This window comes from Alcaligenes sp. HNGD-HTN06 (genome assembly GCF_049932565.1).
Classification (GTDB): Bacteria; Pseudomonadota; Gammaproteobacteria; order Burkholderiales; family Burkholderiaceae_B; genus Alcaligenes; species Alcaligenes ammonioxydans.
The window spans coordinates 3,469,269-3,483,879 of the sequence record NZ_CP187782.1 but is presented as its reverse complement, the minus strand read 5'-3'; the positions used below and the strand labels follow the sequence as shown (position 1 = coordinate 3,483,879).

The 14,611-nt window shown below is 58.5% G+C and carries 15 protein-coding genes; 5 read left to right on the top strand and 10 right to left on the bottom strand.

What is annotated here, in order from left to right:
* Window positions 1-55: 55 nt before the first annotated feature.
* On the bottom strand, window positions 56-493 hold the full coding sequence (locus ACOZ42_RS15930; protein WP_003805177.1) for a DUF2946 family protein: 438 nt from the start codon (window positions 491-493) through the stop codon (window positions 56-58).
* A 271-nt stretch (window positions 494-764) separates the two neighbouring features.
* Between ACOZ42_RS15930 and ACOZ42_RS15925 the strand changes: the two genes are divergently transcribed.
* The gene (locus ACOZ42_RS15925) at window positions 765-3,374 is read left to right on the top strand and encodes a cation:proton antiporter (RefSeq protein WP_059318099.1); all 2,610 of its coding nucleotides are present in this window, start codon (window positions 765-767) and stop codon (window positions 3,372-3,374) included.
* A 45-nt stretch (window positions 3,375-3,419) separates the two neighbouring features.
* Here the strand turns inward: ACOZ42_RS15925 and cyoE are convergent, their stop codons facing one another.
* Genes cyoE through ACOZ42_RS15905 form a run of 4 tightly spaced genes read right to left on the bottom strand, consistent with a single transcriptional unit; the run spans window position 3,420 to window position 6,743 of the window.
* Window positions 3,420-4,313, bottom strand: a complete 894-nt coding sequence (gene cyoE, locus ACOZ42_RS15920; protein ID WP_059318100.1) for a heme o synthase — start codon at window positions 4,311-4,313, stop codon at window positions 3,420-3,422.
* A complete protein-coding gene (locus tag ACOZ42_RS15915; protein ID WP_426345360.1) occupies window positions 4,252-5,325 on the bottom strand; it encodes a COX15/CtaA family protein in 1,074 nt (357 codons plus the stop codon). Before ACOZ42_RS15915 ends, cyoE begins: the two co-directional genes overlap by 62 nt.
* 4 nt (window positions 5,326-5,329) lie before the next feature.
* Complete coding sequence (locus ACOZ42_RS15910; RefSeq protein WP_415301990.1) at window positions 5,330-5,959, bottom strand: SCO family protein; 630 nt, start codon at window positions 5,957-5,959, stop codon at window positions 5,330-5,332.
* Between the two features lies 1 nt (window position 5,960).
* The gene (locus tag ACOZ42_RS15905) at window positions 5,961-6,743 is read right to left on the bottom strand and encodes an SURF1 family protein (protein ID WP_219235325.1); all 783 of its coding nucleotides are present in this window, start codon (window positions 6,741-6,743) and stop codon (window positions 5,961-5,963) included.
* Between the two features lie 28 nt (window positions 6,744-6,771).
* Between ACOZ42_RS15905 and ACOZ42_RS15900 the strand changes: the two genes are divergently transcribed.
* Window positions 6,772-6,978: a twin transmembrane helix small protein gene (locus ACOZ42_RS15900; RefSeq protein WP_003805161.1), complete on the top strand. Its 207-nt coding sequence runs from the start codon at window positions 6,772-6,774 to the stop codon at window positions 6,976-6,978.
* A gap of 44 nt (window positions 6,979-7,022) precedes the next feature.
* On the opposite strand, the gene ACOZ42_RS15895 is transcribed toward ACOZ42_RS15900, so the two are convergent.
* From ACOZ42_RS15895 to coxB, 5 genes are all read right to left on the bottom strand, one after another.
* A complete protein-coding gene (locus ACOZ42_RS15895; protein WP_131071057.1) occupies window positions 7,023-7,898 on the bottom strand; it encodes a cytochrome c oxidase subunit 3 in 876 nt (291 codons plus the stop codon).
* Window positions 7,899-7,949: 51 nt separating this feature from the next.
* A complete protein-coding gene (locus ACOZ42_RS15890; RefSeq protein ID WP_003805158.1) occupies window positions 7,950-8,174 on the bottom strand; it encodes a DUF2970 domain-containing protein in 225 nt (74 codons plus the stop codon).
* Between the two features lies 1 nt (window position 8,175).
* Window positions 8,176-8,289 (bottom strand): cytochrome oxidase small assembly protein, encoded by a 114-nt coding sequence (locus ACOZ42_RS15885; protein ID WP_219235321.1) that lies wholly within the window; start codon window positions 8,287-8,289, stop codon window positions 8,176-8,178.
* Window positions 8,290-8,305: 16 nt separating this feature from the next.
* Window positions 8,306-9,913 (bottom strand): cytochrome c oxidase subunit I, encoded by a 1,608-nt coding sequence (gene ctaD, locus ACOZ42_RS15880; protein WP_003805154.1) that lies wholly within the window; start codon window positions 9,911-9,913, stop codon window positions 8,306-8,308.
* A gap of 75 nt (window positions 9,914-9,988) precedes the next feature.
* Window positions 9,989-11,149, bottom strand: a complete 1,161-nt coding sequence (gene coxB / locus ACOZ42_RS15875; RefSeq protein WP_301606100.1) for a cytochrome c oxidase subunit II — start codon at window positions 11,147-11,149, stop codon at window positions 9,989-9,991.
* Window positions 11,150-11,424: 275 nt separating this feature from the next.
* Here coxB and ACOZ42_RS15870 point away from each other — a divergent pair, with 275 nt between their 5' ends.
* From ACOZ42_RS15870 to glmU, 3 genes are read left to right on the top strand one after another with little or no spacing between them, the layout of a single operon-like run.
* Window positions 11,425-12,252 carry an NUDIX hydrolase gene (locus ACOZ42_RS15870; protein ID WP_336579983.1) on the top strand — a complete coding sequence of 276 codons (828 nt, stop codon included), beginning with the start codon at window positions 11,425-11,427 and terminating at the stop codon, window positions 12,250-12,252.
* Window positions 12,253-12,296: 44 nt separating this feature from the next.
* Complete coding sequence (locus tag ACOZ42_RS15865) at window positions 12,297-13,178, top strand: PhaM family polyhydroxyalkanoate granule multifunctional regulatory protein (protein WP_301606097.1); 882 nt, start codon at window positions 12,297-12,299, stop codon at window positions 13,176-13,178.
* A 26-nt stretch (window positions 13,179-13,204) separates the two neighbouring features.
* The gene (glmU, locus tag ACOZ42_RS15860) at window positions 13,205-14,575 is read left to right on the top strand and encodes a bifunctional UDP-N-acetylglucosamine diphosphorylase/glucosamine-1-phosphate N-acetyltransferase GlmU (protein ID WP_003805147.1); all 1,371 of its coding nucleotides are present in this window, start codon (window positions 13,205-13,207) and stop codon (window positions 14,573-14,575) included.
* Window positions 14,576-14,611 lie beyond the last annotated feature (36 nt).

Below are 14,611 nucleotides of genomic sequence, written 5' to 3'. Positions count from 1 at the left end.
TTGGTCGAGAGCTGCAGGGCAGAGAAAGCGTAGCGGCAGCGCCGAACGCGAGGAATCAGGCAGGAAGAAGGAAGGGAGGAGCGCGTGGCCCCACGGGTGGGCCGCGAATAAAGGTTTGGGCCAGGGCCGGGTGGAGTGCCGGAAGCAACAAGGGCCGGAAATGGCCCAGGCTCAAGGGCGTCACGAGCGCGACAGGCGCGGGTGTCAGAGCCGCTTGCAGCATGACGCAGAATGGGCAGGTGGCGCTGGTGGTGGCCTGATCGGAGTGCGCTGTGGCGTCCTCGCCTAACAGGGCGGCCCAGTGTTGCGCCATTTCAGGTGGCAGGCTCTGTCCGGAAGGCAGACAAAAGGCCAGGGCATAGCCTTGATCGCCCTGTTTAGGCATATAGCCGGTTGGCACGACTCCGCGCAACACCACAGCCAGCAGCAACAGACACAGGCCCAGTCGATGGGGCCAGGCATGGGCGGCGAGGAAGGAGCGCGGAAAACTCATGATGCGAAAGTATAACCAGTTATGTCAGGGGCGAATTTGCGCTGGCGCAGGTTTTGAGTTGCCGCTTTACGGATGAGTGTGTGCCCCGGCACAGGCCAAAAAACGTAAATTTTGCGAGAAAAAGATAATTTGGCGGCTGTGGGCCGGGGAAAAAGCGCTATTCTGATTCCTGCGGAAAGCGGGGGGATTTTCCGTGCCGATCTGGCTTGCCCATGTCTGAATGCGTAGGCACATGCCAATCGGGTCAATGCCGATGACAAAGGATGTCGCGATGCACATTGGGCAGTTTGTTTTTGGACTGGCAGGCCTGTTGGGATTGGTCGCCTTTATGCCGCCTTTGGCTGGACGCCTGCGACTACCGTATTCCGTACTACTGGCCTTGATCGGCTTTGCGCTGGGCATCCTGCTGCATTTGCATGCCTGGGCGCCCAAGATGGTGTCGGACTTTCTCAATACCCTGCAGGCCTTCGACATCTCGTCCGAGACTTTTCTATACGCCTTTTTGCCCATCTTGTTGTTCGAGACATCGCTGGCCATGAACTTGCGCCGCTTGCTCGATGATATCGGTGCCATTTTGATGATGGCAATTGTGGCCGTGGTGGTCTGTACCTTTGCCGTGGGTTACGCCTTGAACGCGGCGTCGTCTTATGGACTGGTAGTCTGTTTGATGTTGGGCGCGATTGTGGCCACGACAGACCCTGTCGCCGTGGTGGGCATCTTCCGTGAAGTGGGCGCACCCAAACGGTTGTCCACGCTGGTCGAAGGGGAGGCCCTGTTTAACGACGCCGCTTCCATTGCTCTGTATTCCGTGCTGCTGGCGGTGCTGACCGGAGGTGGTGAGTTAAGTGGTAGTACGGTGCTGGGCAGCTTCCTGTTCAGTTTTCTGGGTGGGGGGATCTCGGGCTTCTTAATGGGACGGCTGGCCAGTGGTCTGTTTGTGCTCTTGCGGGGTTGGCCCGCTGCTGAAGTAACCCTGACCATTGCCTTGGCGTACCTGGCCTTTTTTGTATCCGAACACTATCTGGGTGTGTCGGGAGTGGTCGCTACCGTCATTTCCGGTTTGGTGGTGGGTTCCACGGGTCGCACCCGCATGTCGCCCGCGACTTTCGAACTGTTAAGCAGCTCCTGGACCCAGATGGGGTTTCTGGCCAATTCCCTAATTTTTCTGTTCGCCGCCATGTTGATTCCGCGCCTGATGGCAGAAATCACCTGGATGCAGATTGGTCTGGTTGTATTGCTGTTTGGGGTGACGCTTCTGGCACGTGCTGCGATGGTGTTTGGCGTGCTGCCTCTGTTGGGCCGTACTCGCTTTGGCACTCGGGTCAGTCGACCTTACCGGGTGGTGATTTTATGGGGCGGGCTGCGCGGAGCAGTCTCCCTGGCGCTGGCCTTGGCGGTTACGGAACAACACGCCATTCCGCATGATGTGCGCCAGTTCATCGGTGTGGCCACCACGGGCTTTGTGCTGCTGACCCTGTTTGTGAACGGGATCAGCTTGCGGCCCTTGATTCGTCGTTTGGGTTTGAATCAGTTGACACCGCTGGAGCGCCATTTGCGCGATCAGGCGGTGAGTCTGGCGCTGGAAGAGCTGCGCGACAAGACCGAGGAACTGGGGCGGCAAGAGCAGATCAAGCCACAAGTGATCGAGCGCCTTTGTACGGTTTTTGAGGCCAGTCAGGCCGGTGTGGCGTCGGGCCAGATTCAAAGCCTGACCGAGGCACAGAAAATCAAAATGGGCATGGCGATTTTATCGGCCCGCGAGGTGGAGCTGTTTTACGAGCTGCTGAAATCGCAGATTGTGGATTGGAAAACAGCCGAGGCCCTATTGAGCCGGGCCGAACGCATGAACGATACAGTGAGGCTGGCCGGTTTGGCCGGTTTTGAGGCGGCGATTGCAACAGACCTGCGCTATTCGCGTGGTTTTCGTACCGCTTTGCGTCTGCATTATCTGTTTGGTTTGCAAGGCTGGCTGGTACGCGAACTGGATAAACGCTTCTCCAATCTGATCGCCAAACGCTCGGTGGCGCAGCGTCTGATTCGTTTTGCCGAGACTGAATTGGCGCCCTTATTGGGGAAACAGGCGACCGGTACGATTGTGCAGGCCCATAAGTTACGTTTGTCTCAGCTGGAAGAGGCCCTGCACTCCCTGACCCTGCAATACCCGGTGTTTGCGCAATGGTTGCAGGAATCCTATTTGGCGCGTGTGGCAGCCTCGCAAGAGCGGGCGCACTATCGCACCATGCTGTCGCATTCCCTGATTACCAGCGAGATGTATGCGGATCTGGTCAAACAGATTACGCAACGCTGGCGCTATCTGGATGAGCGTCCCACTCTGGACATGACCATGAGCGCCATGGAGCTGATTGCGCAGGTGCCCATGTTCGACGGCATCTCCGAGCAAGCCAAAAAAGAGCTGGCTCGACGCTTGCGCCCACGTCTGGCGCTGCCAGATCAAAAGATCCATTTGCGCTATGGCGGCATGCGTGCCATGTTCTTTGTGGCGTCCGGGGCGCTGGAGTTGACCTTGCCTGATGGCAGCCTGGTGGAACTGGGGACAGGGCAGACGATTGGTGAGGTCAATGTTGTGGAGCACAGCGACCACGTTGGTGAAGTGCGCTCCCTGGGCTATAGCCGCCTGCTGATGCTGACCGAGCGTGATTTCGATACCTTGCGTGGCAAAGATCCCATCTTCAGTGAAAAGATCGAGGCCGTGGTGCGACAGCGCCAACGCGCGTATCAGGTCTGGCAGGAATTCGAGTCCGGCCAGCGTCAGCACGAAGAATTGCCACCCTTGTTTGGTTTGGCGCATGCCTTGAGCGAGGCAGAAAACTTTGTGGGCCCGCCCTTGCCACCTGATTGGGAACGGACAGTAGAAGCCTAGTCGAAAAAAAACGGGTCTGCTGTGACCCGTTTTTTTGGCGGACGGTTAAATAAGCCGCACCCAATGATCTATCAGCAAGGCCCCAAACAGAACCGCCAGATAAATAATGGAGAAGCGGAACAGCTTGCGGGACAGTTCATCGCTGTAGTTGCGGTGCAGTTGATGGGCATATTGAATGAAACGTGCGCCCAGCACGATGGCAGCCACCAGATACAGCACGCCGCTCATGCGGATGACGAAGGGCAGCAGGCTGGAGGCCATCAGGATGTAGCTGTAGAGCAGCACATGCAGCGTCGTAAAAGTCTTGCCGTGGGTGACGGGCAGCATGGGCAGCCCCGAACGCTGGTAGTCGTGCTGGCGATACAAGGCCAATGCCCAGAAGTGGGGGGGCGTCCAGATGAAGATAATCAGCACCAGCAGCCAGGCTTCTGCCGGTACGGCGTTGGCAATCGCTGCCCACCCCAGAGCGGGGGGCATGGCACCGGACAAACCGCCGATCACGATGTTTTGTGGGGTCAGGGGTTTGAGGATCACGGTATAAATCACCGCGTAACCGATGAAGGTGGCCAAGGTCAGCCACATGGTCAGCGGATTCACCCAGTAATACAGCACCAGCATGCCTATGCCACCCAGCAAACCGGACATGGCCAGGACTTGAGGTGGGGTAATGGTGCCGCGGGCAGTACCGCGACGGGCAGTGCGCAGCATGCGGGCATCAATCTGGCTTTCGATCAGGCAGTTGATGGCAAAGGCGGCGGCAGCCAACATCCATATGCCCAGTGTGCCGGCTACGACTGTGCCGGGATCGGGCAGGCCGGGAGCAGCCAGAAACATGCCGATAACGGCACAGAAAACAGCCAACTGGGTGACGCGCGGTTTAGTCAGTACCAGATATTGGCGCAGGAGCGAGGCGGGAGCCAGGGTGGCGGTGTTTGTCATACTGTATTCCTTGGGGGACAGTCGACTTGCGGGAAAGCCGTACCAACAGGGTGACGCAGCATAAAACGAGACCGGCAGCTCCCCCATTATGCAGGACGGCAATCAAAAGAGGCCATTGAAAAAAGATCGTGGTTAACCCCGTGACGAGCTGGGCCAGCAAGAGCAACAGCACCCCGGTGGCGGGGCGACGCAAGACAGGATCGGCGCGCAATTTCCAGGCGACCGATCCCAGAATCAGAAAGACAAGAAAGGCCATATTGCGATGAACCCAGTGAATGGCAGTCAGTGCGGCCTGGGAAATCATTTCACCGGATGGCAGCTCGCCCAGCGCACGAAACAGTGAAAATCCGCCGTGCAGGTCCATGTCGGGAATCCATTGGCCGTGGCATTGCGGAAAGTCCATGCAGGCCAGTGCCGCGTAATTGGTGCTGACCCAGCCGCCCAGCCCAATCTGAATGGTCAGAAGGAGAAAGGCACCGATCAGCCAGGGTCGCCAACGACGGGTGGACAACAAGACAGGTGGGCCAGGATTCTCGCGGGTAGCCAGCCAGGTCATCAAGGCCAGTACGCTCATGCCGCCCAGCAAATGGGTGGTGACGATAAGGGGCATTAGCTTGTGGGTAACCGTCCAGGCGCCAAATGCTCCTTGCACGCACACCGCCAGCAAGGTGAACAGAGCCAGCCGGGCGGAGTGCCCCAGGGCGTGACGATGTCGCCAAGCCATCCAGACGATGGCAATAATCAGCATGCCCAAGGCCGCGCCCACATAACGGTGAATCATCTCGATCCACGCCTTGCCCCAGCTGACTGGGCCATAGGGCATGGCTTGATAAGCTTGTTCGATATGTGCACCTGCGCCCAGCGGCGTGAGCTTGCCATAGCAGCCAGGCCAGTCCGGGCAGCCCAGGCCGGAATCGGTCAGGCGCACAAAGGCGCCGAACATGATCAGGTCCAGGGTCAGGAACCAGGTCAGGTAGACCAGCTTGCGGTAGCGATGGCGGATATCGGTCATGCGTTTATCCGATGCGTGAATTGTTCAGCAGTTTGCGTATATCGGTACGAACCTTGAGTGGGTCGGCATCACCGGGAAAGGCCATCATCAGGTTGCCATTGGGGTCGATGATCCACATGCCGTTTTTGACGGCTTGCTCGGGGGCCTGGCCTGGGGCGCCAGGTGCCAGAAACGGGGCCAGTTGCTGTGGGTCGGCCCGTAGCATGTGGGTGCCTTTATAAGCCTCCAGAATTTGCTCGGAGGGTTGGCCGGAGTCGGTCACAAACCAGACGCGGGCCAGGCGATCCACGTTCTTGCCCTGGCTGGCGTGGGAGTTGCGCAGGATGAACAGCTTGCGCACGCAACTTTCGGGACAGGCGCTGTCATCGGCACTGACCAGCACCCAGCGGCCGCGCAGCGATTGCAGATCAAAGGCCTGACCATCCAGCGTCTGCAGCGGCAATAAGGCTTGCGCAGGCACGCTGCGTTGTGGCTCGATCAACTGACCATAGGCATTGCTTTCAGCGGGTCGCAGTCCCAAGGCCGGAATGTAATAGGCGGCCAGTGCAAACAGCACGGGTGCCAGGCTGACCGCCAGCAGCAGGTACAGCGGAGTCAGGGAACGCGGGCGGGCAGGGGCTTGAGTCGTGTCCACGTCAGGTCTTCCTTGTAGAGGCGAAATGGGGCCTGGAGCGTCGCAGCCATTTCCACGCTACACCGATCCAGGCACACAGGGCAATCAGGGCAAAGCCGAACCATTGCAGGGCGTAGCCGCGGTTTTTCTCAAAATCGATATTGGGGTCGGGCCATTGGGTTTGCAGCGAGGAGGCGGGCGCGGTCTGGGCCAGTACACGCGGCAGCAACGGCACGTCAATGCGGCTGCGCAACTGCTCCAGGCTCAGGTTTTGCACGACAGGTGGTGTGCGCGACGAGGTGGGCAACTGCTCGGGCAGGGGGCTGTTGCCCAATTCGAACAGACGCGGCACTCGTTCCAGCAGTTCGCCGACAATGGTTTGGGAGCCAGTGGGGGCAGGTGGGACCTCGGGGGCTTGACCAGGTTCGCGCGGCAGCCATCCGCGTAGCACCAGCAGACTGGAGCCCGTCAGATCGCCTTCATCCAGTACAAAAGGAGTCGCCACCCAGTAGCCCGGCTTACCTTTGAAATTGCGATTATCCAGGAGTACAGTTAACTCACTGCGCCAGGAGCCGTGCACGGCGACCGACTGCCACAAAGCGCCTTTGTCCAGGCTGGCTTTGGAATCGATGTGCAAAGGGGCTTGCTGGCGGCCTTGAGCGATTTGTTGTGCCAGGTTTTGACGCTCCTGTGCGCGGCTCAATTGCCAGCGTCCCAGGTTCATGAACAGCAGCATCAGCAAACCCAAACAGAGCAGGGCAAGCAGGGGTCGAGTCGAAGAAGAACGAGAATTGTTGCTGGACATCCATTCAACCTGAAGCGGGGGAGACGTAATGCGTGTGCTAGTCCTGATCGTGTTTCTGGGGATTATTGTTTCGTTGGGATCTGCCTTGGTGTACCTGATGCGGGACCGGGGCAATTCCAGTCGTATGGCTTATGCCCTGACCTGGCGTGTGGGTTTGTCCGTGGCCCTGTTCCTGTTTGTCTTGCTGGCCCATTATCTGGGCTGGATTGAAAGCACTGGCGTACCCTTGGCATGAAAGAACACACCAGGCCCGTACAGACAGGCCTGGTGCATGCATTGCTAGAACCAGTACACGTACAGATACAGACCCAGCCAGACCACGTCCACAAAGTGCCAGTACCAGGCGGCACCCTCAAAGCCAAAATGATGCTCGGCAGTAAAGTGACCGCGTATCAACCGTATCAGCATCACCGTTAGCATGGTGGCGCCGATAATCACGTGAAACCCGTGAAAGCCCGTCAACATGTAGAACAAGGCCCCGTAGGCGCCGGAGGTGAACTTCAGGTTCAGCTCAGCGTAGGCGTGCAGGTATTCGTATGCCTGGCAGGCCACAAACGCAACCCCCAGGGCAACGGTCATGAACAACCAGAAAATCGCGCTGCTGCGCTTGCTGGCACGCAAGGCATGATGAGCAATGGTCAGCGTCACGCCCGAGGTCAGCAGCAGGGTCGTGTTGATGGTGGGCAGCCACAGTGGGCCTACGGTCTGAAAGGGGGCAATGGTGCCTGCCGGGCCCTGGTTGGGCCAGGTGCCCGTGAAGTCGGGCCAGAGCAGGGCGCGGTGATCCAGGTCACTTAACAGGGGGGTGGCAATTTCACGGGTATACCAAAGAGCCCCGAAAAAAGCCGCAAAAAACATGACTTCTGAAAAGATGAACCAAGACATGCTCCAGCGGTAGGAGACATCGACACGGGCACTGTTCAGGCCAGTTTCGGATTCGCGTATGGCATCACTGAACCAGAAATACAGGACCAGCAAGAAGCTGAGAATCCCGACCAGAAACACCCAGAAACCACCTGGCCAGTCATTGATCCAGGTCGCCGCCCCCAGTAGTGTCAGGCACAGAGAAAGACTGGCGCGTACCGGATGTCCCGACAAGCCGGGAACGTAGTAATACGGCGCCTTGGACGGGTGAGCCGTAGTCTCGACATGCATAGTGTTCTCCTTCGGGTCAGGTGCCCGGGGGGCGCCGTCTTCGGCCAGGGTTCAGCTGGCCTGACCAATGAACCAGCGGGCCACCATAATCAGGCCCACAACGAAAACAACCGTGGCGATCAAGGCGGCAATAATCAGATAGACCGGATTGATCTTGGCAATGTCCTGTTCATGGTCGCGACCACGACGGACTCCAAAAAAACCCCAGGCAATGGCTTTCAAGGTCTGGAAAAAGCTGAGCTTGCGCCGTGTGAGGTCCCGAAAATCGTCATCCATATCACTGTCCTAAAAATTGACTGCCTTTCAGAAAGGTCCAGGCCATGATGGCAATGACGAACGCAGCCAGGAGCAGTCCCAGACGGCGGTTGCGACGGCGTTGTTCGGGAGTCATAGGGCGTTCCTCCAGCTCATTTGACGACAGGGGGGATTTCAAACGTGTGATGCGGTGCGGGCGAGGGAACGGTCCACTCCAGCCCCTCCGCGCCTTCCCAGGGCTTGGCACTGGCCGCTTCGCCTTTGCCGCGAGCTGCCTGAATCACGATGTAGATCAGCAGCAGTTGCGACAGCCCAAACCAGAAGGCGCCAATGGTGGCAATCTGGTGAAAGTCCGTGAATTGGCCAGCGTAGTCCACATAACGACGCGGCATGCCCGCCAGACCCAGAAAATGCATGGGAAAGAAGGTCACGTTGAACGAGATCATGGTGGACCAGAAATGAATCTTGCCCAGGCGTTCGTTGTACATGCGGCCCGTCCACTTGGGCAGCCAGTAGTAGGCGCCGCCAAACAAGGCAAACAGCGATCCGGCAACCAGCACATAGTGAAAATGAGCCACTACGTAATAGGTGTCGTGGACCGCAATATCAATCGGCGCCACGGCCAGGATCAGGCCTGTAAAACCGCCAATCGTGAACACGAAGATAAAGCCGATGGCAAACAGCATGGGCGTTTCAAAGGACAGCGAGCCACGCCACATGGTAGCCACCCAGTTAAAGATCTTCACCCCGGTAGGGATGGAGATCAACATAGTGGCGTACATGAAATACAGTTGCCCGGTCACGGGCATTCCGGTGGTGAACATGTGGTGAGCCCACACCAGAAACGACAAGATGGCGATGGCGGCCGTGGCATACACCATGGAGGCATAGCCGAACAAGGGTTTGCGCGAGAAGGCCGGAACAATGGCCGACACAATCCCGAAGGCCGGCAAGATCATGATGTAGACCTCGGGGTGGCCAAAGAACCAGAAGATGTGCTGGTACAGAACCGGGTCGCCGCCGCCGGCCGCGTTAAAGAAATGGGTGCCAAAGTGGCGATCGGTCAGCAGCATGGTCACGGCTGCGGCCAGTACGGGCATGACGGCAATCAGCAGATAAGCGGTAATCAGCCAGGTCCAGCAAAACAGCGGCATTTTCATCAGGGTCATGCCGGGGGCGCGCATGTTCAGGACCGTCACCACAATATTGATGGCCCCCATGATGGACGATGCCCCCAGAATGTGGACTGCAAAAATGGTGAAGTCCATGCCTGGACCCATTTGCAAGGACAGGGGGGCATACATGGTCCAGCCGCCGGCCGGGGCGCCGCCAGGTACAAAGAATGAAGCAGTGAACAGGATCGCGCCGACTGGCAAAAGCCAGAAGCTAAAGTTGTTCATGCGGGCAAAGGCCATGTCCGAAGCACCAATCTGCAGCGGAATCATCCAGTTGGCAAAGCCCACAAAGGCCGGCATGATCGCGCCGAAAATCATGATCAGGCCGTGCATGGTGGTGAACTGATTGAACAGCTCGGGCCGGAAAAACTGGAGACCGGGCTGAAATAGTTCGGTCCGCAGCAGCAGAGCCAGCACGCCGCCTTCGAGCAACATCACAAACGAGAAGATCAGGTACATGGTCCCGATGTCTTTGTGGTTGGTGGCGAATAACCAGCGACGCCAGCCGCTAGGGGTGGCATGGGCATGATGGTGATCCTCATGTCCGCTCGGGTTCGCTACATGGTCGACGGTGACGCTACTCATGCTTGACTCCTTGCTGCACTCCCCCTGGCCGTAGTCAGGGATAGATTGATGGTGTGATGGGCGACGGGCGCTAAATCAGCGCTGTGCCTTGACGTCGGCGGGCGTGACGACAGGGTCCGGCCCTTTGTCTGCGTTGCCCCAGGCGTTGCGTGTGTAGGTGATGACCGCGGCAATCTGCACATCATTGAGCTGATCGCGAAAGGCAGCCATGGCCGTGCCGGGATGGCCATTGAGCACGGTGTCTATCTGACCTTTCATGGGAGCGAGCACAAACTTCGTGTTGCCCTCCAACGCCGGGAAGGTGCCGGGTACGCCTTTGCCATTGGCCTGGTGACACGCGACGCAGTTTTGCGCAAAGACTTGTTGACCACGTTCGATCAGCTCGTCTTTGCTCCAGTCCTTGTTGGGGTCATCGGCCTGGGCAGTGAGCAGGTCGGTCTGCTCTTTGGCCCACCGGTTGTAATCATCCTGCTCCATCACTTGCACGACGATGGGCATATAGGCGTGGTCCTTGCCGCACAGCTCGGCACATTGGCCACGGTAAATACCCACCTTGTCTGCACGGAACCAGGTATCACGCAAAAAGCCGGGAATGGCGTCTTGCTTGACACCGAATTCGGGCACCATCCACGAGTGAATGACGTCTTCTGCGGTCAGCATGACACGCACTTTCTTGTTCACAGGAACGACCAGGGGCTTGTCTACTTCCATCAAATAGTTGGGCCCGATGGGCTCGCGTCCTTCGATCTGGGCACGGGGGGTGGACAGGTTGGACAGGTATTTGACGCCGCTGGCTGGGCCGTCCAGATATTCGTAGCCCCATTTCCACTGATAGCCGGTGACCTTGACGGTCAGATCCGCACTGCTGGTGTCTTTCATGGCCACCACGGTTTTGGTGGCGGGCAGGGCCATGCCGATCACAATCAAAAAGGGAATGACTGTCCAGGCAACCTCGACACCCAGATGCTCGTGAAAGCGTGCCGCAATGGCGCCCTTGGACTTGCGGTGCCGGATGATGGAGTAGAACATCACGCCGAACACGCCAATGAAGATGATGGTACAGATAATCAGCATCATCCAGTGCAGCCAGGCGATGTCCTGGGCTATGGGGGTGACCCCATTGGGCAAATTGAGCTGATTGACACGGGGTCCACCTTCCATATTGGTGGTCTGAGCCAGGCTAGGACCTGCCATCGAACAGGCGGTCAGAGCAAATAAACTTCTCCACATCTTCATTGTTGTCCCTCTTTTGGTGTTGCCATGCCAAACCGGGGTTCGGCTGCGTCAACGCTCCGAAAAATCCAACGCTGGAAGAAACTGCGGTGTTGCAGTGGCGGGCTTGTAGCAGCTAAGTGCTGGCCCGCTCGAAGTTTTTAGTCGCTTATCTGTTCACGGAAATTATATAGAACTTGCTTTAGCCTTCAAGGGCAGGGTATGTCCCTAGAAGACAAGGTTGGACTAAACGCTACAAAAGCCGTAATGGGTCAAGGCTTGAATTACAATCGCCGACTATGACTTTGTTCCAAAACCGATCGCTTACTCAGGCCCTGCGACAGCGCATGCTCAGCCTGACCAGTCAGTTGCAACAACTGCCCCCGCCGGGCAGCCGCCCAGTCACGGTTGACGGGCGTGTTGCCGGCTGGATCACGCCCAAGGCCGCCCATTGCATCGAGCCCCTGCCGGGGGTGACGATTGAAGAGGATGTCTTGCGTCTGAGCGATTGCCCGAGCCAGGACCTGAGCCTGGCTCAGGTCCTGGATCAGGTTGCCTTGCGTTTGCAGGAAGGCGGCTGCATCCGGGCCTGGCGTGATGAGCTGCTGGATGTGGTCGGTGAAGGGCAATGCCTGTCCCGTATTGAGCGTGGTGCGGTGCGGCCCTTGGGGTTTCTCACGCAGGCAGTGCATTTGAATGGCTGGTCCACGGATGGCCGTATCTGGGCCGCGCGCCGTTCCCCAACCAAATCCACAGACCCGAACATGTGGGATACGCTGGTGGGCGGACTGGCGGTCAGTGGAGAGTCGCTGCAGTCATCCCTGATTCGTGAAAGCTACGAAGAGGCTGGTTTGCCAGAGTCGGTGCTGGCCCATAGCAGCCCTTTGCGTGTGTCCTTGCGCATGCACCGTCGGCTGCCTGAAGGCTATCAGGTGGAAAATGCCCTGGTCAGTGACTGCGTGCTGGCTGACGAGGTACGGCCCTGCAATATGGACGGCGAGGTTAGTGAATTTCGCTTATTGACGCTGGATGAAGCCTGGCAAATGATAGAAGCAGACATGTTCACCCTGGAAGCGCAAGTGGTGCTGATTGACAGCATCAAGCAGCATCTGGAACAGCTGGCCTGAGCCTGGGATACGCCGGGCAGCCATCAACCCCATGGGAGCTAAGCATGAACCCGAATCCTTTTGGTATACCTGATTTCAATGCCCTGGGCGGCAGCAACAACCCCTTGCTACGTAGCATGGACATGATGGCCCAAGCCTGGAAAAACATGGCAGGCGGTGGGGCAGGTGACGTGAGCTCTGGCATGATGCCCAGTCTGTCCCCCGATGATCTGGACCGCCGCATTCGTGACTTGCGTGCCGTGGAAAGCTGGTTGCAGTTAAACCTGTCCATGTTGAGCACCACCATTCAGGGCCTGGAGATTCAGCGCTCCACCCTGGCGGCCATCAAGACCATGGCCCAGCAAGGGACGCAGGCGGCTGGCGGGAAAAATCCCTTTGAGGCCTTCATGGCTTTTAATCCTCTGGCTGCGGGAGCGGCGGGAGTAGCGAGCAGTGTGGCAGAGGCCAAGGCGCAGGCCTGCCCACCTGAGACTGGTTCGCACACGGCAGCGCAGCCTGCATCCATGCCGTCACCGTCCTCGCCGCCCCAGTCTGAAGCGGCTGCCAGCCAGAACAGCCCCGGCGACAAACAGCCTGGCGCTCAGCAGGACGCCGACGCAGGTGCAGGCAATCCCGCTGCCCAAGCCTGGTGGAACATGTTGCAACAGCAGTTTGATGCCATGGCCACGGCTACCGCTGCCTCGATGCAGCAGGTGGAAAACTATCGTCAGCAGGCAAGCAAGGCTAAAGCGGCTGGTTCGTCAAAGCCCGCTAAACCGGCGGCTGCCAATGCCCATACTTCTGCCAAAACCAGTGCTCCGGCCGCGGCCAGGACCGTAAAACCGTCCGCGAAAGCAGCCACTAAAAGCGCGGCCAAGGTGGCCACCAAAACGGCGGCTAAAAAAACCGCCACGCGCAGCACTACACGCAGTACCAAAAAGAACTGATCGACCAACCTAGTAGGTAAATTTTTATGCTTAATATCGTGATTCTGGCAGCAGGCATGGGCAAGCGTATGCAGTCTGACCTGCCCAAAGTACTGCATCCTATCGCCGGCAAATCCATGCTGGCCCACGTGCTCGATAGCGCACGTGAACTGGAGCCGGAAAAAGTTGTGGTCGTGGTAGGTCATGGCGCCGAGCGCGTTCAGCAAACCTTCGCCCAGGCCGAGCTGGCCTTTGCCCTGCAGCAACCCCAGCACGGTACGGGCCATGCGGTGCAACAGGCTGTGCCGGAGCTGGTCGGTGGCGATAAGGACGATGATGCCACTCTGGTTCTATACGGCGACGTTCCTCTGGTTCAGGCCGACACCTTGCGCCGCTTGCTGCAGGCACGTGGCCAAGGCGTGGCCGTGTTGACTGAAACACTGGCCGATTCCACCGGCTACGGTCGCATCATTCGGGGTGCGGACGGTTCCGTGCAGCGCATTGTGGAACATAAGGATGCCAATGAAGCTGAACGTGCCGTAAAAGAAGTGAATACCGGTATTCTGGTTGCTCCTACGGCCCGTCTGAAAGACTGGTTGACCCGTATTACGAATGATAACGCTCAGGGCGAGTATTACCTGACCGACATCATCGCCTTGGCGGTGGCCGATGGCGTGTCGGTGCAGGCGGCCCAGCCGGCGGCTGGGTGGGAAACCCTGGGGGTGAACAGCCGTATTCAACAAGCCGAACTGGAACGCTTGTGGCAAGCCGAGCAGGCTCGTCGCTTGCTGGAAAAAGGCGTGACACTGGCTGACCCGGCTCGCTTCGATGTGCGCGGCACCCTGGAATGCGGTCGTGATGTGTTCATTGATGTGGGTTGCGTGTTTGAAGGCAAGGTTGTGCTGCAGGATGGCGTGCGCGTGGGCCCGCACAGCGTGCTGCGTGACGTGACTATCGGCGCCGGTACCCAGATCGAGGCCTTCAGCCATCTGCAGCAAGCCCAGGTAGGCGAAGACGCCCGTATCGGCCCTTACGCCCGCCTGCGTCCTGGTGCTGTTCTGGCCAATCGCACCCACGTGGGCAACTTCGTGGAAATCAAGAATACCCAGCTGGGCGAGGGCTCCAAGGCCAATCATCTGGCCTATATCGGTGATGCCGATGTGGGCCAGCGCGTGAACATTGGTGCAGGCACCATCACCTGCAATTACGACGGCGTGAACAAATTCCGTACCGTGATTGGTGACGATGCCTTCATCGGTTCGGATACGCAGTTGGTGGCTCCGGTGACCGTAGGCCGAGGCGCAACAATTGGCGCGGGTACGACCCTGGTGCGCAATGCGCCGGATGATCAGCTGACCTTGTCGCGTTCGGAACAGCGCAGCGTGTCCGGCTGGAAGCGCCCCGTTCGTAAGTCCTGATGGGTGTCAGCCTATCTTTGACCTCCCTGGCTTTGC